The sequence below is a fragment of the Chitinophaga pendula genome (assembly GCF_020386615.1).
Lineage (GTDB): Bacteria > Bacteroidota > Bacteroidia > Chitinophagales > Chitinophagaceae > Chitinophaga > Chitinophaga pendula.
Genome location: NZ_CP077769.1, coordinates 6860869 through 6885465, shown reverse-complemented (window position 1 = coordinate 6885465; position 24597 = coordinate 6860869). Strand labels below are relative to the sequence as shown.

The following is a 24597-nucleotide window of genomic DNA, read 5'->3' as shown; positions in this document are numbered from 1 at the left end:
ATTGTCATGTGATATTCCACAAGGAATCCATCTGTCACGCACTATAAATATAATTGATGACATGTCATCAATTTTCAAATTGTCTAAATGAATGTATCATTTTTCCCTAAGCTAATGCTCAGGCTGCCTACTTTGCCATTCATCCGGGATCATGAGCAACTACCGGAGATGAGCGCACTACTGGAAAATTCAACCTTTCTCGAAGCTCTCCGTATAGCATCCGCTAACCTTTATGAAGAATGCCAACGATGGAAAGCAGGAGATATCCAGGATATCAGGAAAATCAAAAAATTAAAGCTGACAGTCAGCAAATACTATAATCGGATGCGCAGCCGGGCAACCCCCTTTGGCGCCTTCTCTGGTTATTCGCTAGCGACCTGGGCAGATCAAACTGATATTAATATTAACGAGAAGCAAAGACAAGTCCGCTTGGATATGGACTTCCTCTGTATCCTGGTACAACATATACAGCAGGATCCCGCCATCCGTCGTTGCCTCTATTATCATGTTAATACTTCGCTTTATGATCTGGGAGGAGAATATCGGTATTATGAATGTTACTTCGAGGAATTGCATAAAAAATACCAGGTTAGTGCCATCACCGGTTCTGTATTATTGGAAAAGATACTTGACGGCTGTAGCCAACATCAAAACGGTTTGAGTTTCACTACAATATCAACTTTCATTCGCGATAGTGGACAGGTCGAAATAGAAGAAGCTACCGCCTTCACAGAGGAACTGATACAACATCAAATATTGGTAAGCAACCTCACTGTACAGATTACAGGAAGAGATTATTTACATCAAATCATTGAGGCACTGAGCAATGTTCCGACATCTTACGCCCCAGGACAAACACTACTAAAAACGCTACAGCAAATACATCATATCTGTAGTGTTTCAACAGCAAACATCTTTGCCACAATCGATGAAATCACCACGCTGATAACAGCCACAGGAATTCCATTTGATCACAACAAATTAATACAAGTAGATACACGCATAACTTTACACAACACCTCCGTAAGCCAAGGGCTTCAGCAAGACATCGCTGAAGCTATCCAAGTACTACATATTCTCTGTGGTAAGACCAAGCAGTTACTTTGGCTAGCATCTTTTAAAGAACAATTTGCTGAAAGATATGAATCACGTCCAGTGCCACTACCACAGGTTATTGATCCGGATACCGGTATTCCTGATGCTAATGGTCCTTATCACCTGGACTACGATGATCCATTCTTAAATCAACTTAATAATTACAATACCTCCATTCCTCCGATGACCGCACCACGGGAAGAGCATCCAGTCAAAGATTTACTTGCGGCTAAGCTACTGCAAGCCTATAAAGACGATACATATACTGTACAGGTCACTGCTGATGAATTGGGAAAACTAAAAGGTACTGAAAGCAAAGTGCCCATGACAGATACCTTCCCGGTTATCTTCCAGTTAATAGACGATGAAGATGCTTCTCTTTATATCGAAGTAGTAGGTGGGATTACAGGAACATCGTTATTAGGGAGATTTGCCAGAACAGGCGATGAAACACATCAACTTCTACGAGAGATAGCCGAATACGAGCAGCAACAACATCCCAACCAAGTCCTCGCAGATGTGGTGTATCTACCGGAGGACCGGGTAGGAAACATATTACTACATCCCGTTACCCGCCAATTTGAAATACCTTACCTAGCGCAGTCCTCATTGCCCTTAGCACAGCAGCTACCCATTGAAGATCTTTATCTTCGTATGGAAAACCAGATCCTACAGCTATTCTCCAAAAAGCTCGGTAAGCAGGTATTACCACGCATCGATAATGCACACAATTTCCAGTATAAAACACTCCCTTTGTATCGTCTGTTAGGAGCCATACAAGGAGAAAACTGTACACACTCTCTCGGCTTCTCTTGGAACGCCACCCTACCTGGAATCTATTTCTTCCCCAGGCTACAGTATAAACATATTATCCTGTCTGCCGCAGAATGGAAACTACCGGCAGACAAATGGAATAGCCTACTAACTACTTCAGCAGCTAAGCTACCGGCTGCTTTTGCTGCTTTCTGTAAGGAATGGCGATTACCCAGATACTTTGTACTGGTAGAAGGTGACAAGACCATGTTGGTTGATCAAGAGGAGCCCATAACGATCGATACCTTCCTCGCAGAGATCAAACGTAAAGAAACTATCCATTTAAGAGAATACTTGTTACCAGCTCCTGTTGTTCACAATGCAGCCGGACAAATACATGCACACCAGTTTGTCGCAATCGCTAAAGTAGCACCTACCAATATTGCTGCCGACGATATTCAACAAGCACTGGTAGATACGCCCCGCGACTTCCCTCCAGGTTCCGAATGGGCATATTATAAGCTATACTGCAACAATAGAAAAGCCAATGAAATACTGGAAGAACTAATACTTCCGCTTGCCAATGAACTATTGGCTACCTCACAGATCGATAAGTGGTTCTTTATCCGCTACAACGATCCGCAACCTCATTTAAGAGTGCGCTTCCATTTGCGGGACGAGCAATTTACCGGTACATTAGAAAGGCTGCTTAATGAAAGATTGGCAACCGTCTTTCAGCAACATATCATCTGGAAAATCCAAACAGATACCTATAACCGTGAACTGGAACGCTACGGTGCTCAAACAATTACAGAGACAGAAACCTTATTCTGGATGGACAGCTGCTATGTAATAAAGCTGACCGACTTATTACAGGAGACACCACAAAAATCATTACTGCTAATGCTGGCGGCCTTGAAATATGCGGATGATATAATGACCCTCTGCAAACTACCGCTGCATCAAAAAAGTGAATGGACACAGGTATCACAAGACTTATTCGATAAAGAGTTCAATACCGGAAAAGAAGAGAAAGAGATCATCAATCAATACTTCAGGAATAACAGCACGCAGCTGAATGCCTGGCTACAACCAGATGCTTACATCAGCGAGTATCCGGAGATCATGACATTGATCAGATGGAAGCAACGACAGATGAAACCATTGCTGACACTTATCTGGAAACATACGACATCATCCAATAAGCCACAGCTGATCAGCAGTTTGATACACATGCATTTCAACCGCCTGTTCCCTGCAGGACAACGACGTTATGAAATGATCGCTTACAATCTCTTAAGTAAGTATTACAAAAGTCAAATAGCAAGACAGATGTCCTACAAATAATTATGGATGTAAAGCCGGCACTGGGCTCTTAGCAGCCTCTTTGAACTCTGAAGGGCTCTGGTTGGTATATTTCTTGAAAAAGCGGCTAAAGTAATGGGGATCATCAAATCCCAGTTTATAGGCGATTTCTTTAGCGGAGAGATCTGTATTATACAAGTAGCGCTGTGCCTCCAGGATGATCCGGTTACGGATATGTTCGCCGGCAGTGATACCGGATAACTGTTTGCTGATCTCATTAAGCAAGATAGGTTTGATATGCAGTAAGGCCGCATAATCAGACACATTCTTCAAGGAGTGATATTGCTTCTCAATAAGTGCTTTGAATTGCAGGAATAGCGAACTGTTGTGCGTGGCATGCTGTCCGGGTCCTACCTGTACACTGGAGCCCTTGATACGTGCTGCCAATACCAGGAAATAGCGTAACAGTCCATGCAAAGCCGTCTCATATTCATTCTCCTGCATCTCCACCTCTTTCATCATCAGTTTCACAACTGCCTCTAAATCCCGTTCATCATCCTTCTGCAAGGTTATGATGCTACTGAACTGGCTGTTGAAAAACAGCCCGGAATTAATACCTACAGTACTGCTATCCTGATCTTTCAGACACATGAAAGATTCCTGAAAAGCAATCATGTAGCCTTCTACCTTTTCGCTAAAGGTCATTTTATGCACCTGGCCAGGTGCCAACAGGAAAAGAGTATTCTTCTCTACCGGATAAGTAGTGGTGTCGATGGTATGTACCATCTTCCCTTTTTTGATCCAATACACGGTATAGAAATCGTGCCGGTGAGGAGATTCGCTATTGCTAAAAAAATCCTCTCCCAGTTCACATAATCCGGATACAATCACGGATGGCGCTTTTGCCGGCAGATAAGCCGGCAGCGACACTACTTCTATATGTTCTTTTTTTCCTGCCATTACTACTTAAAATTCACCCGCCACATCTTCTTCCCGGTCTTCCGGTTCGATGTAGTCGATAATAAAGTTATTCCGACCTTCTCCGACCATGATCCCCAGGCATTTCTGCTGCACCAGTTCCAACATACTGAGGAATAGGAAGATCGCATGTACCCTGTCTTTACAATGGTCAAATATCTTTTCGAAAGAAAGCGTTTTTTCGTTACCTGCCAGCTCCATCATGTACATTCTGGAGCCTTCCATGGTATAGTCATATTTGTATACAACGTGCTGAGGCTTATTTTCCCGCTCTTTTACACGCTGCATGATCTTTTCAAAAGTCTTGGTCAGTTTGAACAATGTCAGCGTCTGTACTTCCGTACCTTCACTGGTTGCTTCTCCGATCATAGCTAATTCCTTGGCAATATTACCCCGCTTGATCTGCAACATGCGGTCCGCTTCCTTTTCTGCTAACTCAGCGGCCGCCTGCTTGTACCGTTTGTATTCCAATATCTTATCGATCAGCTCCTGGCGGGGATCTATCTCGTTACCCTGCTCATCTATTTCTTTCCTGGGTAGCAACATTTTAGCTTTGATCCGCATCAATGTGGATACAAATAAGATGAATTCGCTCGCCAGTTCAATGTTAAGCGATTCCAGCTCATGTATATAGACCAGGAAATCCTGTGTGATCTTTGTAATAGGGATATTGTAAATATCCAGCTCATCACGCTCTATGAAAAATAGCAGCAGATCAAAAGGTCCCTCGAACTGAGGCAGTTTTATCTTATATGTTACTTGTTCACTCATATGTGGGTATCTGGCCGCATTCCATTTCGGTCAGAAATAGTACGGCGGTATTCAAAAATACTAAAAATCCGCCAGAGACCTATGTCCCGCCGGGTATCATATCTTAAGCGAAAACCCGACCCCTATGACCTGTTTGAGTTGTAACCGTGGCCCCAATACACCCGTCTTGCTATTTGCAAATACCCTTACATCGTCGTCATAGATCATATCTACTGATACGTTGGCAGAAATATACTTGTTCACCTTCATTACCAGCATATTCGTCCAGAACACATCAATATTCTGCGGGTTGTGTTTGTAATCAGAGAACAGATCCAGCCGGGTTTTATAAGATATATTTTTCAATATCTCTTTCCCGAAGTTAACACTCATATAAGCACCTATCTCTGTTTTCACGTGTCTGCCGGTGTCTACGCCATAAGCGCCTTTCGCGGCCAGTGTATTATCCATTACCACTACAAAACGGCTTGTGATCGGAGAGAGAAATACAGACAAGGCTGTATTGGGTTTGTAATCAAAACCCGGTGATACCAAAATATAAGCAGGAGCAAAGAATCGCGATACCCGATCGGGTACAGTATCCGCCGGGTAAAGGTAACCATCAGAGAACTGGGTACGAATATTCACTAACCCGCTTACATACCAGTTACGGCCTATATCATATCCATATTTGGTAGTCACATCAATCCTGTCATCGCTTTTACGTCCTCCCAGACTGGTGGTGTTTACATAACCGTAAGCTAGGTCCAGTACGTTATCCCAGGAATGACGCCCTTTTTTGTAAAAAGCAAAACCGTTAAAAGTAGACGCTATAGAGAAAGAGAACTTGTCACCGCCGGCAGCCCAGTTCGTAAGAGATCCCTGGTTGATATTTACGTTAAATAAAGCTCCTTTTTTCCAGACAGCCGGTACCGTGTCCTTATCATCTTTTTTGATCTTTTTACTCACCTCTTCCCTAGATGTTTTCATCCAGTCCGTCTGTGCCTGTGCGGTGAAAAATAACAGTAGGCTGCCTACCAGGGAGAATAGAAACTTTTTCATTAGTCGTTTTGTTTGGACGATTAACTGTTTTAATATGTTGATGAAAGGGTATTGCTATTAATAATAGAAACCGGCAGCAGGGCATAGATCGTATGAATATACCATACGCTCAGTGCGCCAGCTGCCGGGGATAAGTTTAAGAGCGAGTGGAAAATTACCTGGACTTCAGGGCATCACGGATCTCCATCAGTAGTTTTTCCTGGGTGCTAGGCTCTGCAGGTGCTGCGGGTGACTCTTCTTTCTTACGGCTCAGACGATTCATAAATTTCACCAGCAGAAATATACAGAATGCAATAATAATAAAATCAAGGATACTCTGAATAAAAGCACCGTAAGCAAATGCCGGGGCACCAGCCGCCTTCGCTTCTGCTAAAGATTTAAAACCAGTTCCCTTGCTGTCATTCAGCAATACAAAACTATCAGTGAAATTGGCGCCTCCTGTAAATACACCAATAACAGGCATCAGGATATTATCTACCAGCGATGTAACGATCTTGCCGAAAGCACCGCCTATGATCACACCCACTGCCAGGTCCATTACGTTGCCTTTCACGGCAAACTCTTTGAATTCTTTGAAGAATGACATAATGAAAGGTTTATTGGTTAATACTATATGCGCAAAATTAACTCTTTGATTCAGAACGTTCTCATTCTGAACCGATTATTTAACATCCAACTTAGGATATTTCATCTTTAACCCCCTCAATGTATCCCGCAGTATCCGCGCCACCAGGTATTCTTTATACCAGTTATGATCAGCAGGAACGATCGTCCAGGGGATATCACTACAATGTTTGAAAACATCGTCATAGGCCTCCATATATTTTTTCCAGAATTTAGCCTCTACTTCGTCATTTTTATTATACTTCCACATCTTCCGCGGGTTGGTTGTACGCTCCTTTAACCGCTGCTGCTGCTCCTCCGGAGAGATATGCAGATAAAATTTCAATATTTGCGTGTTATTATGTTCCGCCAGTAAGTGCTCAAAAGCATTGATCGCCTCCATACGTTTGTAAATCGTCTTTTCATCTACCCACTTATGTACCCGCTGTACCAGTACGTCCTCATAGTGAGAGCGGTTAAATACCTGGATATAGCCCTTTGGGGGGGCATGCTGGTGTACCCGCCAAAGGAAATCATGCCCCAGCTCTTGTGCCGTCGGCGCCTTAAACGACTGAACATCCACCCCCTGAGGATTAAGATGACTCATCACATTTCGGATCAGGCCATCTTTCCCGCTGGCATCCATCCCCTGCAACACAATCAGCACACTGTGTTGCTGCTGTGCATATAACAGGTTTTGTAATTCATCCAATTCCTGCAGGATCATGCTGGTCTCCTCTTTGATATGTTCTTTGTCCAGCTTTTTAGGTGGTAAAGTGCTTATTTCTGACAGTTTGATCTTTGCCATCGTGTATACATGCTATTTATGATTCATTTAATGTAACAAAATAATCGGAGAAGGGTTCTAAAATGCCCAACATTGCAAATACCATTCCTCACTGTCGATATGGTTTGCTTCATTCTTTTTCTCAACTTTGCTGTGCAAAACCGCCTAAATTGAACCATCGCTTATCTCATTGGGGAATATTTCTCCTCCTATCGCTCACCTGGGGTAGTTCCTTCATATTGATGAAACTGGGCATGGAAGCCCTCTCACCCTATCAAGTAGCCAGCCTTCGACTTGTCACTGCCGGCTTAGCCCTGTCACCCTTCTTTTTTAAATTCATCCGCCAGACACCCGCCTCCAAGATCCCGACCATTATTCTTTCGGGGATATTAGGCAACGGGCTCCCCGCCTTCCTGTTTTGCTGGGCCGAAACCCGCATAGATAGCTCGCTGGCCGGGATACTTAATGCACTCGCCCCCCTCATGGCCCTCCTGGCGGGACTACTGTTTTTCAAAGCACCCATCAAAAGACAACAGCTGCTGGGTGTTACGATAGGGCTGATCGGTGTAGTAGGGCTTTTCGCCGCAAAAGGACTGGATGCCGGCTACTGGGAATATGGCCTGCTGGTCGTACTGGCCACCGTCTGCTATGGAGTCAATATCAGCCTGGTACACCATCACCTGGTAGGATATGGCTCCTTACAGCTGGGCTCCATTGCCCTCGCATTCTGTGCACTCTGTGGCCTTCCCATATTGATATTCACCGGTTTCTTCCAGTTGCTGAGCGGACCAGACATTCCCTGGAAGTCCATTGCCGCCTCCAGTACGCTGGGCATCGTCGGTAGCGGCATCGCCTCCGTACTCTTTTATGTGCTGATCCGCAAGGCAGGAGGCATGTTTGCCTCTATGGTTACCTATGCATTGCCCGTAGTGGCAATCGGATGGGGACTGGTCGCCGGAGAATCTATCTCTTGGCTGCAGGTAGTCTGCCTGGGTATCATCCTGATCGGCGTCTACCTGGTCAACAAATTCAAATAATAGGTACATAAATAAAAAAGCGGCCCTTAAAAGCCGCTTTTTTATTTATGTACCTGGTTGTCAGACTATACAACCATGATCTCTTTCTCTTTAGCAACACAGTGCTTGTCAACCAATGCAATATGTTTGTCGGTCAACACCTGTACATCCGCCTCTGCATCCTTCGCCACATCTTCACTCAGGCCATCTTTCTGTAACTTTTTAATCCCCTCTATCGCATCACGACGGATATTACGAACTGATACCTTGGCTTGCTCTCCCTCTCCATTTACACGTTTTACTAGCTCACGTCTCCTTTCTTCTGTCAGCGGCGGCAGGAACAAACGAATGATGATACCATCATTCTGCGGATTGATCCCGATATTAGAAGCAATAATAGCCCGCTCTATCGGCTGCAGCATATTTTTCTCCCAGGGTTGAATTGATAAGGTACGCGCATCTACCACACTTACGTTGGCAACCTGGTTAAGCGGTGTATGCGCTCCGTAATAATCCACAGTGATACCATCCAATATCTGCGGATTGGCTTTCCCGGCGCGGATTTTGGTCAATTCCACCTCCAGGTGTTTGATAGCCTTCTCCATAGATTCGGTGGCATCATCCATTATTAGTGTAAGATCATCTTGCATAACATATAATAGTTAAGTGCCTGCAAACCTACAGGATTTCTTTTAATCATCAAAGGAGGGAAGTGGGAGAATATAAGGGAATCGATACCCCAGCCTTGCCAACCAGGGTAAACTAATTGATGTACACTATATTAGGAAATATAACTATTACTTGTCCTGTAATACTCCATCTGTATTGACGAGCAATACTTTGGCCTTAGGCAACTGAGCATCCTGGTACTGTTCCGTAGTAGATAATACCGATACTGGAGCAGGAGACGGCACCGGCGCCAATTTCGCCTCCGTTGCACGCTTCTTCAACATGTACAGGAGACCCGTGAACAAGCTGGCAGACCCTACCACTAGCAACATTAACCAGGTCGTACCAATAGATTGCAACGCAAATGCAGCTGCAATATATAGTGCATTTATAGTTACTGTCATTAACGTCGTCTGTCTGTGATTCAGTTTCAACTCCAATAGATAGTGATGTACGTGATTCCGGTCAGCAGAAAAAGGAGATCTGCCGTGCATCATACGGATAGCGAATACACGCAAAGTATCGAACAAAGGCACTACCAGGATAGCAAACGCCACCGCAGGTACAGCAGATACCGGCATCTTAGCCGCCGGACTGCCCGCCACATTAATAAATTTAATAATCAAAATCGCATTGATAATACCTATCAGCAATGACCCGGTATCACCCATAAAAATCCGGGCTGGCGTAATATTGTAAATCAGGAATGCCGCCAATCCTCCTGCCAGCGCAAACCCTATCACTGCATAAATCAACTCTCCCGCCTGCAGGAAATAAGCACCTAATACCGCAGCCACCAGCATACCAATACTGCCGGCCTGACCATCTACCCCGTCTATCAGGTTAAATGCATTGATAATTACTAGGAACGTAAAATACGTGAGTAATAGACTGAAATGAATAGGTAATTCATTGATACCTAAAAATCCATACATGCTATTTATCTGGATGTTACCCAAGTAAATAACAGCAAAAGAGGCCATCAGCTGACCGATCAGTTTCTTCAACGGAGACAATCCAACAAGATCATCTTTCAATCCCACCACGAACATGATGAAAAAAGCCGCTACCATATATTGAAAAGGAGAGTCCGCAGAAGCGGGCACACAAATAGAAGACGCCAGCAGGAATCCAAAGAAGAATCCCAATCCACCAAGCGTAGGTATCCTTGATTTATGTGCTTTGCGCTCATCTGGTTCGTCGTACAAGTGCTTCAGTTCCGCTACCCTGATCAGGATCGGAATAGCAAAATAGGTTACAACAAAACTTAGCGCTGTTGCAATTAATACATTCTCCATCAGTGGGGGTTGTGAGTGCAAAGATATTAATTTCAGTTAAATGTGTATCGTTGAAATACAAAAACTGTTAACTTTTCGATCTCAAAGCAGCAAAAAAAGAGAAATACTCCGTATTCTTAGTAAATTCTATTAGTTTTGCGACTATACAAAATAACAACTATCATGCCACAGCTGAACGAGATAGCAACACAAATCAGGAGAGACATAGTACGCATGGTACATGGCGTGCAAAGCGGCCACCCTGGAGGTTCTCTGGGATGTACAGATTTCTTCACCGCCTTATACTTTAAGGTGATGCAGCACAATCCCCAGCCGTTTGATATGGACGCAAAGAATGAAGACGTCTTCTTTCTTTCCAATGGTCACATTTCACCCGTTTTCTACAGCGCGTTGGCAAGATCAGGATACTTCCCAGTATCAGAACTCAGCACCTTCCGCAAACTGAACTCCAGACTGCAAGGGCACCCTACCACACATGAACACCTCCCCGGCATACGCGTCGCCTCCGGCTCCCTCGGCCAGGGCCTCAGCGTAGCTATCGGCGCAGCGCTCACCAAAAAACTCAACGGCGACAAACATATCGTATACTCCCTCCATGGCGATGGCGAATTACAAGAAGGCCAGATATGGGAGGCAGCCATGTTCGCACCTCACCATAAAGTAGATAATCTCATCTCTACCGTAGACTGGAACGGCCAGCAAATCGATGGCCCTACAGAAGAAGTAGGCGGCCTCGGCGACCTGGACGCTAAATTCACCGCCTTCGGCTGGCACGTACTCCACATGAACGGTAACGATATGGACGAAGTAGTAGCCACCCTCGAAAAAGCAAAAAGCCTCACCGGACAAGGCAAACCTATCATGATCCTCATGAAAACAATCATGGGTAAAGGAGTTGACTTCATGGAAGGCCACCACGAATGGCATGGCATCGCTCCCAACGACGAACAACTGGCTAAAGCCCTCCAGCAACTACCCGAGACTACCCTCGGCGACTATTAATCCACCTCCGCTAAATAAGAAAGTTCCCATTTATATAGCCTCCGCTATGAAAATGGGAACTTTCCTTTTATACTAGCTGGCAGTACCAGTAATACTACGTCGCCTTCAATTCAATCACCTGCCGGGCCGCACGATGCGCAGGATACCACCCCGCCGCTAACCCAATCACCACAATCGTCATACTCACCAACACAAAATCCCCCCAATACATACTCACCGGGTAAGCATCCACCAGGAAAGAAGCCCCTTCCAGCTTGATCAGACCAAACTGCTGTTGCACCACACAAACCAATATCCCGATACCAAACCCTAACAACGTCCCCACACCAGCAATGATAAGCCCCTCTGCCAGGAATATCCGACGTATCAACCGCTGCCGGGCTCCCATCGCTTTCAGAATGGTAATGTCCTTCCGCTTCTCAATCACTAACATCGATAAAGATCCGACCATATTAAAGGCCGCGATCACCAATATAAAACTGAAGATCACATATACCGCCCATTTCTCTGTCTGCATGATCGCATACAAAGCCTGGTTCTGTTCATAACGGGTTTGCACCTTATAACGCCCACCCAGCAAACGCTCCAGCTGTACCTTCAACTGCCGGTCGTCCGCACCCGGGCGGATACGTATCTCCAATGCCGACAACTCATCCGGCCCCAGCTCCAGCAACTTGCGCATGAAATCAATATGCGTGATAACATATTTACTGTTGAATTCCTGCTGTATCGCAAAAGTACCGGCAGGGTAGAGGATGCCATTATTCAATGCCTCCTCCGGCAACACAAAAGAAGTCGTGTTCCGCCGGGGCACATATACCGTCAATGGCACCATACTATGCGCTACATCTACCCCCAACGCCCCCTCCAGGTCCAAACCAAGCACCGCACGATAAGCCAGATCGTCGCCAATGTCAAACCGGCCACGCACAATCTTGTCCTGCACCGTCGTCACCCGCGTATAACCACTATCTACACCCTTCAGGATAGCAATCGTAGGCTCCTGCCCCGACCGCAATACCGCCTTCTCCTCTATAATACGCGCATAATTAGCAACACCTGCTACCTGACCGACCTGCTGTAATTGCGCCGGCGTCAGCAACATCGTCTTACCCGCCGCAGGCACGACCTTCACATCAGGATAAAAAGAGGAATATAAAGACTTTACCAGGCCCTCAAAACCATTGAAAACACTGAGTATGATCACCAGCGCACCAGCACCTACCGCAATAGCTGCCACACTCACCCAGGCGATGATGTTAATCGCATTGGTGGATTTTTTTGCCAGAAAATATCGGGATGCAAACTGCCAGATCATGTGGGAAATATAACTACCTGTCCCGGTATATGAAACTATTGATTTTCCTTGCCGGAATCTTCGTCCTTGATCTTCTTAAACAATTCCTCCATACGGAAGATATAATCCAGCGTATCGTCCTGGAAAAAAGACAACTCCGGCATACGACGCAGTTGCTTGCCTACCCGTTGCCCCAATTCCTTCTTGATCTCCCCCGTACGCTCCTTGATACGCCCTATCATCTCAGCAGGCTGGCTGATCTGGAACAGACTCAGATATACCCTCGCCTCCAACAAATCCGGCGTCATCTTTACAGAGGATATAGAAATCATCCCCCCCTCTATCACATTGAAACCCATCCGCTGGAATATGTCGCTCAGCTCCTGCTGCAGCATCTGTCCTATTTGCTTTTGCCTTTTACTTTCCTGCATAATCTATCAACTATTAACTATTTAATAAATACGAACGACTCACTACCTACCCTCACATCAGCAATATAACCAATACAAGGCTATTTATTAGTAACTTGCGCTCTTATTTGAACACGTATATTCAGCAAAGATACATGAAACCGGATTGAGCAGCTAGTCATACGCAAGAATAGCCCTCCGGCGTTAAGCTGGCATATTAAAGACAAATCTTAAAAAATGAAAACGTTCTTTCGGCTGCTGGGTTTATCAAAGCCTTATCACCACTACGTTCCAGAGTACATCATCTATATTTTCCTGTACACCGTCCTCGGCATCGCCAACTTCGCATTGCTGATGCCTCTCATGGACGTACTCTTCGATACCGGCAAACAACAAGTTGTCACCACACTACCCGACTTTAACCTGAGCGCAGAATACCTCAAACAGGTATTCTACTTCTACATGAAACCCTATCTCGACAATGGCAACCAGTTCGGCGTACTCCTGTATGTCTGCGCTATCATATTCATTTCTATCCTCCTCAAAAACATATTCGGATTCCTCGCCCAGAAAGTACTCACCCGCATGCGCGTCAACCTCGTTCGCAAACTGCGGGAAAGACTGTTCATACAATATAGCACACAGTCACTCCGCTTCTTCCATAACGAACGCAAAGGTGACCTCCTGTCCACCATCAGCGGCGATGTCGGCGAAGTAGAAAACTCAGTAGTCACCTCGATACAAACCATCTTCCGCGACCCACTGGTCATTATATCCACCTTCATCACCCTATTCATCATCTCTAAAGAGCTCACCCTCTTTACCCTGGTGTTCTTCCCGGTGTCAGGATTTCTGATATCCAACCTCTCCCGCAAACTGAAGAAAAAAGCCAGCATGAGCCAAAACCTGCTGGGCAATATCCTCAACGTCGCTGAAGAAAGCCTCTCCGGTATCCGTATCATCAAAGCTTTCAACGCCGAAAATTTCATGCGTAAAAAGTTCGATAAAGAGAACAACGAATTCAGCTACACCGTTAAATCCATCCAAAACCAACGCGAGCTGGCCTCCCCCATCTCCGAAGTACTGGGTGTACTCGTCATAGTAGTGATCATCGTATATGGCGGCCGCCTCATCCTCAACGGACAAAGCACCCTCTCCGCCTCCGCCTTTATCGCCTATATCGCACTTTACTTCCAGATCATCACCCCCGCTAAAAATATCGCAGGCGCCTTCACCGTCATGCAACGCGGCCTCGCCGCCGGCGAAAGAGTACTGCGCATCATCGATATCGACAATCCAATCAAAGACAAACCCGACGCCAAAAGCATCCAGGGCTTTGAAAGAGAGATCAAATACAACAACGTTACCTTCGGATACGAACAAACAAACGTACTCAAAGATGTCAACCTCACCATCCACAAAGGCCGCATGATCGCACTCGTCGGCAAAAGCGGTGCAGGTAAATCCACTATGGTCGACCTCCTCCCCCGTTTCTACGACGTAACCGCCGGCGCTATCACCATCGACGGGCACGATATCAGAGACCTCAAAACCCATGACCTCCGCCAGCAAATGGGTATGGTATCACAGGAAGCCATCCTTTTCAACGACTCCGTATTAAACAACATCGCCTTCGGCCAACCCAACCCCGACCCCGAAGCCGTCATACGGGCCGCCAAGATCGCCAACGCCCACGAATTCATCGCGCAACTGGAAAACGGATACGATACCGTCATAGGTGAAAGAGGCTCCAAACTAAGCGGTGGCCAACGCCAACGCCTGACCATCGCTCGCGCCATCTTCAAAAATCCCCCCATCCTCATCCTCGACGAAGCCACCTCCGCACTGGATACCGAGTCAGAAAAACTCGTACAGGAAGCCCTCGATAAACTGATGGAAAATAGAACCACCATCGTAATCGCTCACCGACTCTCCACCATCCAGCACGCACACGAGATCATCGTACTCGACAAAGGAGAAATCAAAGAAAGAGGTAACCACGAAGCACTCATCGCACAAAATGGTATCTACAAAAGATTGGTGGAAATGCAGGAATTCAAATAATCACACGGCCTATAAAAAAGAAAAACGACTACCCTCCAAAACAAGGTAGTCGCTTTTCTTTTTTGCACAATCACACCCAAGAGAGCGCATTTATGACACACTTAAATATGCGGAAAATGCTTTGTAATCAACTGATTATTAAATAGATACACCCTCACGTCCACCTCTCCCATAATTAACCTATAGTTATCCTATATCATTCCTATACCCAAACGTATATCCGGCCCCTACTGATGCAACACCCCAACGCCATCTCGCTTCTTCCAGATAAAACCATCCAGGATATAATGCGTCAACTGAGGCAGGGCTAATAATGGCACCACCACCGCCAGCCAGGCTTCCCCGGCAACTGGCTCGCCCAACTGAAAATACCGGCATGTTCCCGCCATACCAGCCCATCCCACAACCCTTCCTCTACATAAGCCAGGAAAACCACAATACCCAGGAACAACACAACACCGTATTGGCGCTATCCAGCCAGCGGCTATAGCCGGACTGCCCCTCCCTACGACTGTAGATACGCAGAAATCCATATTGCTGCCGCACAAAGTGAAGGTGGCAATAATATAAACCAGCCATCCAGCCAACGGGCATAGATCCAGGGTTGCTCACAACACGGGCCCTTAGAGAGAACGGATAACTGCTCTCGCAGCATTGTTGCCATGATAAAATGCTTCTTCAAATATGGAGATCCCACTCAGATCAGAATGGGCAAAAAAATACGGTCCCCCTTGCTCTGCTGCGCCTCCATACGTGCTGCCCAGCTGATAAAGCCAGGTATCGACCGTATCATCCCATGCCCCCAGATCCAGATATTGATCTCCTGTATAACCTGATGAATACCAGGATGCACCTTTTCCAGCTCATCAGTGATCAATTGCACCCAATGCGTAGGTGCCAGTTGTAAGGCGTGTTTCCGGCAAGCAACAGGGTCCAGCTGATCCAGCGGCAGGTAATAGGTCACCACTGCCGGCTCCGGCGGCTGCTGCGTCAGCAACTGATGCTGTGCACAAACATATCCTAGAGAAGGATGCTGATAAAATACATTATCCCAGCTGATAGCCTGACCAGTAGATTCCGGTATATGCGATAGCGTGATATTGTCCACCGTCCAGGGAGAATAGGTAAATGCGGGTGCAGGTACCGCTCCCAGTAAACACTGGGTTATAAATTGAAGAGTAGCCATCATACACCGGTCGGCAATCATGCGTTTAGTCGTATAGGTGCGTACATCGTAATAATCCACCCATACCGTTCCTTCCTGTAGCTGTACCTGGTAAGCCAACGCCCCTGTCAATGTCTCCTGTTGACTATAAGGTTGCAATAACTTGACCAGCCGGCCATTACCTTCCGGCCAGGTAAGCTGTGTATGCGACTCCGCATTGGCAGCACGCTCCTTCCTGCCGGCAAAATAATGGATGCCTGCCCAGGCCGACACCTGCTCAATACCCGCCCCATAGCCATCCCGGCAGTAATAGTCGATATACCAGCGTAATCCTTCAGCAGTAAATCCCTCCCGCCGCATTAAGTCTGGGAAAGACCCGTATCCCATCACACTCTGCTCGCCATAAGCAGCATTGCCACCGGTATGTCCCTCCAACTCCAGCAGCCGGAAGTCCTGTATGTAGTGTATTATTGACACACCAAAAAGATCGCGGCGCCACATAAGGAGAGGTCGACTGTATCACCACAATACTCTCTTCGTGTAATACACTCCGTAATTGTTTGTAAAATGTAGTCGTATATAACTTACCCACCGCATAATTGGAAGGAGCAGGAAAGTCCACGATCACAACATCGTAGGGCGTATGCTGCTGCTTTAACCATTGAAAAGCATCTGCATTTACAACCCTCACCTTCGGCGACAACAACGCACTCTTGTTCAACTGCAACAACATGCTGTTCTGTTTGAACAACAACGTCACCTCTTTGTCCAGGTCTACCAGCCTCCCGGCTTCCATTCCTCCGTCGTCTTACAATGGCAGATACGCCTGCCACCCCAGACGCCATATCCATATAGCAGTAGTAATACACCCGCTATGATCAGGAATAACCGATCTTTCCTTCGCCGCTGTAACATATCAATTGTCATATTCATAAGGTGAATAATCGCTGTGGTACCAGCGGTTCTTTTCAGATGACTGCTCCCTCCGATATAGCAGATTTCCATAATTGCTCCCAGGGAGCGTATGAGGAAAGCAGTGAAATTTCATCGGTATAGATAGTTGCCAGAGATAGTAGCCTGCAAATGTCTGCCAGGAGTATAGGTCATGCCACAATGTTAATGAGTGGAGCAGATTCTGTGAAAGCAATAATATCCTAAATACAATACTTCTCCAAATGAGAGGATATTAATATTTCATGATATCCGCTTCCAGCCTTTATTATATCGCCTTCTTTGGTATCATTTTTGGGCGTTATTGCTCTCACAAGCTATTGCAGTTCTTTTTTATATACTATTATTTAACCATATAAATGATCGCAACCGCTATGATCTCTATCATTATTCCTGTTCTCAACGAAGGAGCAACTATACGCCAGGTTATTAAGACGATAAAGAAAACATCCCGTAAGGCAGAGATCATTGTTGTAGATGATAATTCCAGCGATAATACCGTAGAAGAAGCACTGAAAGAAAGTGTAAGGGTCATCACCAGCAGCCAGCGGGGCAAAGGCATCTCCATGAGAGAAGGCCTGATGGCTGCCAAACACGATGTGGTAATGTATGTAGATGGAGATATCCTCACCTACCCGGAAGATATCGTAGAACGACTCACCAATCCCATTGTAACAGACGAAGCCGATTTTGTCAAATCATATTTCGAAAGACAGGCAGGACGCGTTACCCAATTGGTAGCCAAACCCCTGTTGAGTATTTTATTCCCCGATCTGGCCCATTTTCAACAACCCCTCAGCGGTATGATCGCAGGACGAAAGTCCTTCCTCTCCAAAGTGCAGTTCGAAAATGACTACGGCGTAGACATAGGCCTGCTCATCGACATGCACATGCTGGGCGCCCGCATCAAAGAAGCCAATATAGGCCGCGTGGAAAATGCCATGCAGACCTGGGAACAACTGAGCAAAATGTCCCGGGAAGTCTCCCGCACCATCCTCAGTAAAGCAGAAAACATCCCGATGGAGAACCTGGAAACATTAGGTAATATCAACCTGATCCGCGAACAGATGGAATATTCCATCCTGGAATCCATCGACAAACTACAGAAGATGGTCATCTTTAACCTGGACACTGCCATCTTCACCGAAAGTTATATGGACCTGGCCGCAGCCGCCTTCGATCGGGAAGAATCCCTGCGCCAGATCAGAGAACACTACGCCGACCCGGTTACCATCCTCGAACGCACCGCCGCACTCTTCCGCGATCGTAATCTCGCCGAACTGCTCGAAGTGGCAGATGCCATCCCCGTTACCCCGGATATCAAATCCGTGATCCGGGAACTGAAGAAAAGAGGATATGCCTGCGGTATCGTAACCGAAGGTTTCGAATGCGTAGCCCGCCATATTAAGAACAAACTGGGTATGGACTTCGCATTCGCCAACCGCCTCCACCTGTTCGACAGCGTGGCCACCGGCGAAGTCACCATCCCCGAATACTTCCTGGCCGATGCCGAACACACAGATGCACCGCCAGCCTACGACCGATACCATATATTACAATACATCGCATCCAAATACCATGTGCCCGCTCAGAATATTATCTATGTAGGCAGCGGCTATCCGGACCTTAAATTGTTGCAGTCCGCTGGTATCGGTGTCGCCTACGGACACGCTAATTTCGTCGTGCAAAAAGTGGCAGACAAACTGATCCCTGGCCCTTGGATGGCACCACTGCTGGATATCGCACAAGCCAGCCCCGCCCGCTTCAAATTGCGTATGCCCGCCATCAGTAAAAAACAGGCCCGCCGCATAGGAATGGGCAGCCTGGTAGGGCTCGCCTCCGCCGGACTGGTATACCTGGCCGTCAGACAGATCAAAAAGTCGATGAACGCCAAAACCGAAATGGCCTAACGGCCTGATCCCCCGATAAGTCCTTTAATGTATATTTCAAAAGCTGGCCTGTTTATGCAGGCTGGCTTTTTTTTGCGGGTTGGCCACGGTAGGCTGGCTTAGGATAGGGGGCTTAGAATAGGCTTAGAGTAGACTACCAGAGTAGGCTGGCTTAGAGCAGGCTGCCAGGGTAGGCCGGACTTTTGCAGCCTGTCCTTTTTGCGAGGTCGATAACAGACAGGCAAAAAAAGCCCGGTACTGTCGTACCGGGCCTGCAATATGATAAGAAACAATTATGCTTATTTGCTCTTCGCCAGTTTAGCTTCGATGCTCAACGTAGCGTGAGGTACTGCTCTCAGGCGAGCCTTGTCGATCAGTTTACCCGTTACACGGCAGATACCATAAGTTTTGTTCTCAATACGCACCATGGCTTTCTCCAGGTGGTCAATGAACTGGATCTGACGGCTGGCCATCTGGTTAAGTTGCTCTCTTTCCTGAGAACCACTACCATCTTCCATGCTCATGTATTTATTTTCAGTATCATCTGTACCTGCTTCATCTTTACGGGTGATCAGGCCCTGCAGATATACCAATTCTTTCTTCGCAGCTTCCAGCTTTTTCTGTATCAGCTCCCGGAATTCCTGTAATTCCACATCGCTATAACGATAAATAGGGCCAGTCGGCTGGTCCGGTTGATCCAATACAGATTTAGTAAACTCAGGCTGATAAGAAACCACCGCAGTGGACTTAGCACCCTTCTTTTCGGCCCTCTCGGCTTTCTCAGCCTTCACAGCTTTCTCAACTTTTTCGGTTTTTTCTGCTGTTACTTTTTTGCCGGCCTCTTTGGCTACTGCTTTTTCCTTTTCGGCTTTATTCTTTACTGGCATTGTTTTTACTTCTTTTTCTTCTGTCTTGGGAAATGGTTTTTCTCTTTCAGCCGGTATAGCCCTCGTTGCTGCTTTCTCTTTTACTATCGGACTCTTCTTCTCAATCGTCTTTACAGATGCAACGGGTTTTACCGCCTTCTTCATCACCTGTGGCGCTGGTACTTGCTTGGCGCCAGGTCGCTGTGCACTAGTACCCGCCTTCGCTACAGGAGCTTTGGCGCTTGTCACAGCAGCTTTACCCACGGCCTTCTTTGCTACCGGCACCTGCTTAGTGACCGGTTTAGCAGCTGCTTTGGGAACAGCTTTTTTGGCAGTCACCTTTTTAGGAGCAACTACTTCCTTCTTGGCAACCGGTTTGGCGTTGATTTTTGCTGCAGTTGGTTTCTGCGCCGCAGTTTTCTTTTCCGGTACTGCCTTCTGGGCCTTCTTACTAGCAACTTTCTTTTTTGTTGCCATGGGGATTAGCTTTTTTTGTTAACTAATACATTAAATTTGAGATCGTTGACCTCGATTTCTATACCATCCTGTAATTGCGGCACTAACTGCAAACTTTCTGCCAAAATTTCCGTGCAAATATAATCATTATAGTTAATAATTGCCGATTTCAGCGCCGCCACCTCAGCTACCGTAACCCTTATCCTGTCAGTCAATTCAAATCCACTATCCTTTCTGATTTTTTGTATCCGGTTCACCAGTTCGCGGGCATTACCTTCTTCCTGCAACTCCTGTGAAATAGTAATATCCAGGGCCACCGTAAGGGCGCCCTTATTCGCAACTGTCCATCCCGGAATATCTTCTGAAATAATATCTACATCGGAGAGCTGTATTGCCAGTTTTTCATCATCCACTACAACATCCACACTGCCGTGGCGCTCGATTGCTGCTATCTCTGCTTCGGTAAATGCACCTATCGCAGCCGCTACCGCTTTCATCTTCGCACCCATCTTGCTACCCAGCGATTTATAATTTGGTTTGATCTTTTTCTTAATGAAACCTTCCGTTTCGGTAAGATACTCAATACCTTTGACATTTACCTCACTTTTTATCAAATGCTCCACTTTTTGTATCTGCGTCTGCATGTGAGGATCTAACACCGGAATTAATACCTTCTGTAACGGTTGTCTCACCTTAATGTTCACTTTTTTCCTCAAAGACAATACTAAAGATGAAATATCCTGCGCCAACTGCATCCGCTCCTCCAGCTCGCTATCCATTGCCGCCATATCCGCCACCGGGAAATCCGTATGATGCACCGACCCTACCTGCAAACGGCCACTCACCTTGTTCAGGTTGCCAAACAGCCAATCCGTAAAGAAAGGAGATACCGGCGCCATCAATCTGGCCAACGTCTCCAAACACTCATACAAAGTCTGATAAGCTGAAATTTTGTCCTGCTCATAATCCCCTTTCCAGAAACGACGACGACATAAACGTACATACCAGTTACTCAGGTGCTCATCCACAAACTCTTGTACCGCACGACCTGCCTGCGTAGGCTCATAATCATCCATATAAGCCGTCACATCCTTCACTAGCGTATTCAGCAGGGAAATGATCCATCGATCGATCTCCGGACGCTCCGCTAACGGAATATAAGCCTCCTTGAACGTGAAATTGTCCAGGTTGGCATACATCGCGAAGAAGTTATAAGTATTATACAGGGTAGAGAACAACTTACGCTGCGCCTCCTTAATACCCTCCATATCAAATTTCAAACTATCCCAGGGAGACGCATTAGTGATCAGGTACCAACGCGTAGCATCAGCCCCGAACTGATCGATCGTCTGGAACGGATCCACAATATTCCCCAATCGCTTACTCATCTTCACACCGTTCTTATCCAACACCAGGCCATTGGACACCACTGTCTTGTACGCTACCTTGTCGAATAACATGGCGCCCAGTACATGCAGCGTGTAAAACCAACCCCTCGTCTGGTCAACACCCTCCGCAATAAAGTCTGCAGGAAAAGCCTCTCCGCTATCCAACAGCGCTTTGTTCTCAAAAGGATAGTGCAGCTGCGCATATGGCATCGCTCCACTGTCAAACCACACATCTATCAGGTCTGGCTCACGACGCATCGGCTTGCCGCTGTCGCTAACCAGGATAATGTCATCTACATAAGGCTTATGCAGGTCCAGGATACCTTCATGCAGGTAATGTTTATTAACATCCCCACCCAGCACTTCACTGGCCTTCCTGATCTCCGCATTCAACTCGGCAATACTGCCAATACATCTTTCTTCACTGCCATCTTCAGTACGCCAGATAGGCAGCGGAGTACCCCAGAACCGGCTACGGCTCAGATTCCAGTCCACCATATTCTCCAGCCAGTTACCAAAACGACCGGTACCCGTAAAAGCAGGTTTCCAATTGATTGTCTTGTTCAGCTCGATGATACGATCCTTAATAGCCGTAGTACGGATAAACCAGGCATCCAGCGGATAGTACAGCACCGGCTTGTCAGTACGCCAGCAATGCGGATAGCTGTGCTCGTATTTTTCTACCTTGAAAGCACGGTTCTCTTTCTTCAGTTTTACCGCAATATCAACGTCAACGTCTTTATAAGCAGGATCATCTTTATAATTCTTCACATAACGACCGGCAAACTCACCTACACCATCTATAAATTTACCACTACGGTCTACCAGGGTCAGTATCCCTATACCGTATTTTTTACCTACCCGGTTGTCGTCTGCACCAAATGCAGGAGCAGTATGTACGATACCGGTACCGTCTTCCGTGGTCACAAAGTCGCCCAGCAATATGCGGAAAGGGTCTCCCTCTTCCGGCTGTACATAAGGCAGCAATTGCTCATACCGGAGGTTCTCCAGCTGGCTGCCACGGCATACGCCCAGTATCTGCCAGGGGATCAGTTTGTCACCTTCCTGGTAAGCAGCGAAATCGCCGTCTTCCCCTTCCGGTTTGAAGTATTTACCCAATAGGTCTTTGGCTAATACCACAGTAATAGGCAAATGTGTGTATTGGTTGATGGTACGTACCACCGCATATTCGATGTTCGCACCTACCGTCAGCCCCAGGTTGGAAGGAAGGGTCCAGGGAGTCGTGGTCCAGGCCAGGAAGAAGACCTCTTCCGCACCTGCTATTTCAAATAAGAAGGCAGACTGTTCACTGCGGATCGCTTTGAACATAGCTACGATCGTCGTATCCTTTACATCTTTATACGTACCCGGCATGTTCAGCTCGGCAGAACTGAGGCCGGTACCGGCAGCAGGGGAGTAGGGCTGTATGCTGACACTTTTGTACAGGAATCCTTTATTGTACAGCTGCTGCAGGCTCCACCACAGACTCTCGATGTAGCTATTGTCGAAGGTGATATAAGGATGCTCAAGGTCTACCCAATAACCCATCTTACGGGTCAGTTCATCCCATTTGTCTTTATATTTCAATACCTCCCGGCGGCAAGTATCGTTGTATGCAGCGATCGATATCTTTTTGCCAATGTCCTCTTTGGTAATACCCAGACTTTTCTCTACCCCCAGCTCTACCGGAAGCCCGTGCGTATCCCAGCCGCCTTTCCGCTTTACCTGGAATCCACGCATAGTCTTGTACCGGCACACCAGATCCTTCAGGGTACGGGAAATCACGTGGTGAATGCCTGGCATGCCGTTGGCGCTGGGTGGCCCTTCATAAAATACGAATGGCGTAGCTCCTTCACGTACCTCCACACTCTTCTCAAATGCCTGGTGCTCTTCCCATTGCTGTAGTATATCCTTTTCTATTTGCGGTAGATTCAACTGGTGGTATTCCTGATATTTGCTGGACATAAAACAAAACTGCGCCCTTTGGCGTTATTTAGACAATTATTTATTAAAATTGTGCGAAGTTACGAAAATAGGCTGGGACCAGGAAAAGTGAAGTTTAGCCGAAAAAGATGTTTTACTGAAAAAATAAAATAAATTTTAGTACTTTTACAACATCGGGCAAACATTCTGCGTTTTTGGCATTGTTTTGGCTCAGTTACTGGAAGAAAAACCTAATTAAAACTTAACCCAACACAGAAACCATATCGTATATGAAGAAGTTGACGTTATTTTTTTGTGCGGTGTTGTTTACTTCCGGCATAACTTTTGCACAACAGAAAAAATCTTTAAAAAAATCAAAGATCGTTGCAAACAAAACAGCAGCACCCACTGTAGTTAATGATGCATTTAAGCAGAATTTCGAAACTACAGAGGCGAACTGGACAAAAACAAGTGCAGGTCACTGGGTCGCCAAGTTTGTAAAAGACGAAGTGAAAACTTCGGCAGAATACGATAAAGATGGCAGTTGGGTCGCTACCCGTAGTCAATACGAAGCCGACAAATTGCCGGAAACTGTAACTGCTACGATTAAGACGAAGTATCCGGACGCCACTATCAAAGATGGATGGAAGATTGAAAGAGCCGATATAGCAGCTTACTACAAAGTAAATATTCAGGAAAATGGTGCGGAAAAAGCAGTGCTGATCAACGAAACTGGCACGATTACTGAATAACACTTTTCACAAATTAGTATTTCATAGGTATAGGGATAAATAGGACAGACCCTGCTCTTTTGGGCGGGGTTTTTCATTTTTTATACCGCGCCATGTATCAGCATCTACCCACTGCCTT

At 46.3% G+C, this 24597-nt stretch carries 20 protein-coding genes; 6 read left to right on the top strand and 14 right to left on the bottom strand.

Going from position 1 to position 24597, the window contains the following annotated elements; genetic code table 11:
* Positions 1–87: 87 nt before the first annotated feature.
* Positions 88–3195 carry a lantibiotic dehydratase gene (locus KTO58_RS25930; RefSeq protein ID WP_095836619.1) on the top strand — a complete coding sequence of 1036 codons (3108 nt, stop codon included), beginning with the start codon at positions 88–90 and terminating at the stop codon, positions 3193–3195.
* On the opposite strand, the gene KTO58_RS25925 is transcribed toward KTO58_RS25930, so the two are convergent.
* From KTO58_RS25925 to KTO58_RS25905, 5 genes are all read right to left on the bottom strand, one after another.
* The gene (locus KTO58_RS25925; protein WP_095836620.1) at positions 3196–4113 is read right to left on the bottom strand and encodes a helix-turn-helix domain-containing protein; all 918 of its coding nucleotides are present in this window, start codon (positions 4111–4113) and stop codon (positions 3196–3198) included. It abuts the gene before it with no gap.
* A gap of 6 nt (positions 4114–4119) precedes the next feature.
* On the bottom strand, positions 4120–4902 hold the full coding sequence (locus tag KTO58_RS25920; protein ID WP_095836621.1) for a segregation and condensation protein A: 783 nt from the start codon (positions 4900–4902) through the stop codon (positions 4120–4122).
* Between the two features lie 96 nt (positions 4903–4998).
* A complete protein-coding gene (locus KTO58_RS25915; protein WP_095836622.1) occupies positions 4999–5943 on the bottom strand; it encodes a DUF3078 domain-containing protein in 945 nt (314 codons plus the stop codon).
* A 154-nt stretch (positions 5944–6097) separates the two neighbouring features.
* The gene (gene mscL, locus KTO58_RS25910; protein ID WP_095836623.1) at positions 6098–6529 is read right to left on the bottom strand and encodes a large conductance mechanosensitive channel protein MscL; all 432 of its coding nucleotides are present in this window, start codon (positions 6527–6529) and stop codon (positions 6098–6100) included.
* 75 nt (positions 6530–6604) lie between these two features.
* The gene (locus tag KTO58_RS25905; RefSeq protein WP_095836624.1) at positions 6605–7354 is read right to left on the bottom strand and encodes a PPK2 family polyphosphate kinase; all 750 of its coding nucleotides are present in this window, start codon (positions 7352–7354) and stop codon (positions 6605–6607) included.
* Between the two features lie 149 nt (positions 7355–7503).
* On the opposite strand from KTO58_RS25905, the gene KTO58_RS25900 reads away from it, so the two are divergent.
* Entirely contained in the window at positions 7504–8370 is an 867-nt protein-coding gene (locus KTO58_RS25900; RefSeq protein ID WP_198315109.1) for a DMT family transporter, read from the top strand.
* Between the two features lie 65 nt (positions 8371–8435).
* On the opposite strand, the gene frr is transcribed toward KTO58_RS25900, so the two are convergent.
* Together frr and KTO58_RS25890 are read right to left on the bottom strand one after the other, a co-directional pair.
* Positions 8436–8999 carry a ribosome recycling factor gene (gene frr, locus KTO58_RS25895; RefSeq protein WP_095836626.1) on the bottom strand — a complete coding sequence of 188 codons (564 nt, stop codon included), beginning with the start codon at positions 8997–8999 and terminating at the stop codon, positions 8436–8438.
* Between the two features lie 147 nt (positions 9000–9146).
* Positions 9147–10316, bottom strand: a complete 1170-nt coding sequence (locus KTO58_RS25890) for a glycosyltransferase family 4 protein (RefSeq protein WP_095836627.1) — start codon at positions 10314–10316, stop codon at positions 9147–9149.
* A 162-nt stretch (positions 10317–10478) separates the two neighbouring features.
* Between KTO58_RS25890 and KTO58_RS25885 the strand changes: the two genes are divergently transcribed.
* Positions 10479–11318, top strand: a complete 840-nt coding sequence (locus tag KTO58_RS25885; protein ID WP_095836628.1) for a transketolase — start codon at positions 10479–10481, stop codon at positions 11316–11318.
* Between the two features lie 94 nt (positions 11319–11412).
* Here KTO58_RS25885 and KTO58_RS25880 read toward each other — a convergent pair whose 3' ends face one another.
* Together KTO58_RS25880 and rbfA are read right to left on the bottom strand one after the other, a co-directional pair.
* On the bottom strand, positions 11413–12636 hold the full coding sequence (locus tag KTO58_RS25880) for an FtsX-like permease family protein (protein ID WP_095836629.1): 1224 nt from the start codon (positions 12634–12636) through the stop codon (positions 11413–11415).
* A gap of 35 nt (positions 12637–12671) precedes the next feature.
* Positions 12672–13046: a 30S ribosome-binding factor RbfA gene (gene rbfA / locus KTO58_RS25875; RefSeq protein ID WP_095836630.1), complete on the bottom strand. Its 375-nt coding sequence runs from the start codon at positions 13044–13046 to the stop codon at positions 12672–12674.
* A 216-nt stretch (positions 13047–13262) separates the two neighbouring features.
* On the opposite strand from rbfA, the gene KTO58_RS25870 reads away from it, so the two are divergent.
* Complete coding sequence (locus KTO58_RS25870; RefSeq protein ID WP_095836631.1) at positions 13263–15089, top strand: ABC transporter ATP-binding protein; 1827 nt, start codon at positions 13263–13265, stop codon at positions 15087–15089.
* 227 nt (positions 15090–15316) lie between these two features.
* On the opposite strand, the gene KTO58_RS25865 is transcribed toward KTO58_RS25870, so the two are convergent.
* The 3 genes from KTO58_RS25865 to KTO58_RS25855 all read right to left on the bottom strand — a co-directional run bounded on the left by KTO58_RS25865 (position 15317) and on the right by KTO58_RS25855 (position 17187).
* Positions 15317–15478 carry a hypothetical protein gene (locus KTO58_RS25865; protein ID WP_157752732.1) on the bottom strand — a complete coding sequence of 54 codons (162 nt, stop codon included), beginning with the start codon at positions 15476–15478 and terminating at the stop codon, positions 15317–15319.
* A gap of 1110 nt (positions 15479–16588) precedes the next feature.
* Entirely contained in the window at positions 16589–17050 is a 462-nt protein-coding gene (locus tag KTO58_RS25860) for a spermine/spermidine synthase domain-containing protein (RefSeq protein ID WP_095836633.1), read from the bottom strand.
* Entirely contained in the window at positions 17029–17187 is a 159-nt protein-coding gene (locus KTO58_RS25855; protein ID WP_157752733.1) for a hypothetical protein, read from the bottom strand. Before KTO58_RS25855 ends, KTO58_RS25860 begins: the two co-directional genes overlap by 22 nt.
* 377 nt (positions 17188–17564) lie before the next feature.
* Between KTO58_RS25855 and KTO58_RS25850 the strand changes: the two genes are divergently transcribed.
* Positions 17565–19115 (top strand): glycosyltransferase, encoded by a 1551-nt coding sequence (locus KTO58_RS25850; protein WP_095836634.1) that lies wholly within the window; start codon positions 17565–17567, stop codon positions 19113–19115.
* A gap of 278 nt (positions 19116–19393) precedes the next feature.
* On the opposite strand, the gene KTO58_RS28830 is transcribed toward KTO58_RS25850, so the two are convergent.
* Together KTO58_RS28830 and ileS are read right to left on the bottom strand one after the other, a co-directional pair.
* Positions 19394–20437: a TraR/DksA C4-type zinc finger protein gene (locus KTO58_RS28830; protein ID WP_157752734.1), complete on the bottom strand. Its 1044-nt coding sequence runs from the start codon at positions 20435–20437 to the stop codon at positions 19394–19396.
* Between the two features lie 5 nt (positions 20438–20442).
* The gene (ileS, locus tag KTO58_RS25840) at positions 20443–23769 is read right to left on the bottom strand and encodes an isoleucine--tRNA ligase (RefSeq protein WP_095836635.1); all 3327 of its coding nucleotides are present in this window, start codon (positions 23767–23769) and stop codon (positions 20443–20445) included.
* A gap of 248 nt (positions 23770–24017) precedes the next feature.
* On the opposite strand from ileS, the gene KTO58_RS25835 reads away from it, so the two are divergent.
* Positions 24018–24479: a PepSY-like domain-containing protein gene (locus KTO58_RS25835; protein WP_225859923.1), complete on the top strand. Its 462-nt coding sequence runs from the start codon at positions 24018–24020 to the stop codon at positions 24477–24479.
* The last annotated feature ends 118 nt before the right edge of the window (positions 24480–24597 follow it).

Excerpts from the sequence above, each read along its gene's own strand:
- KTO58_RS28830 (WP_157752734.1), bottom strand. The coding sequence starts at position 20,437 with ATGGCAACAAAAAAGAAAGTTGCTAGTAAGAAGGCCCAGAAGGCAGTA.
- KTO58_RS25835 (WP_225859923.1), top strand. The coding sequence starts at position 24,018 with ATGAAGAAGTTGACGTTATTTTTTTGTGCGGTGTTGTTTACTTCCGGC.
- frr (WP_095836626.1), bottom strand. The coding sequence starts at position 8,999 with ATGCAAGATGATCTTACACTAATAATGGATGATGCCACCGAATCTATG.
- KTO58_RS25890 (WP_095836627.1), bottom strand. The coding sequence starts at position 10,316 with ATGGAGAATGTATTAATTGCAACAGCGCTAAGTTTTGTTGTAACCTAT.
- mscL (WP_095836623.1), bottom strand. The coding sequence starts at position 6,529 with ATGTCATTCTTCAAAGAATTCAAAGAGTTTGCCGTGAAAGGCAACGTA.
- KTO58_RS25850 (WP_095836634.1), top strand. The coding sequence starts at position 17,565 with ATGATCGCAACCGCTATGATCTCTATCATTATTCCTGTTCTCAACGAA.
- KTO58_RS25855 (WP_157752733.1), bottom strand. The coding sequence starts at position 17,187 with ATGAATATGACAATTGATATGTTACAGCGGCGAAGGAAAGATCGGTTA.
- KTO58_RS25880 (WP_095836629.1), bottom strand. The coding sequence starts at position 12,636 with ATGATCTGGCAGTTTGCATCCCGATATTTTCTGGCAAAAAAATCCACC.
- KTO58_RS25925 (WP_095836620.1), bottom strand. The coding sequence starts at position 4,113 with ATGGCAGGAAAAAAAGAACATATAGAAGTAGTGTCGCTGCCGGCTTAT.
- rbfA (WP_095836630.1), bottom strand. The coding sequence starts at position 13,046 with ATGCAGGAAAGTAAAAGGCAAAAGCAAATAGGACAGATGCTGCAGCAG.
- KTO58_RS25860 (WP_095836633.1), bottom strand. The coding sequence starts at position 17,050 with ATGGAAGCCGGGAGGCTGGTAGACCTGGACAAAGAGGTGACGTTGTTG.
- KTO58_RS25865 (WP_157752732.1), bottom strand. The coding sequence starts at position 15,478 with ATGGCGGGAACATGCCGGTATTTTCAGTTGGGCGAGCCAGTTGCCGGG.
- KTO58_RS25885 (WP_095836628.1), top strand. The coding sequence starts at position 10,479 with ATGCCACAGCTGAACGAGATAGCAACACAAATCAGGAGAGACATAGTA.
- ileS (WP_095836635.1), bottom strand. The coding sequence starts at position 23,769 with ATGTCCAGCAAATATCAGGAATACCACCAGTTGAATCTACCGCAAATA.
- KTO58_RS25905 (WP_095836624.1), bottom strand. The coding sequence starts at position 7,354 with ATGGCAAAGATCAAACTGTCAGAAATAAGCACTTTACCACCTAAAAAG.
- KTO58_RS25930 (WP_095836619.1), top strand. The coding sequence starts at position 88 with ATGAATGTATCATTTTTCCCTAAGCTAATGCTCAGGCTGCCTACTTTG.
- KTO58_RS25870 (WP_095836631.1), top strand. The coding sequence starts at position 13,263 with ATGAAAACGTTCTTTCGGCTGCTGGGTTTATCAAAGCCTTATCACCAC.
- KTO58_RS25920 (WP_095836621.1), bottom strand. The coding sequence starts at position 4,902 with ATGAGTGAACAAGTAACATATAAGATAAAACTGCCTCAGTTCGAGGGA.
- KTO58_RS25915 (WP_095836622.1), bottom strand. The coding sequence starts at position 5,943 with ATGAAAAAGTTTCTATTCTCCCTGGTAGGCAGCCTACTGTTATTTTTC.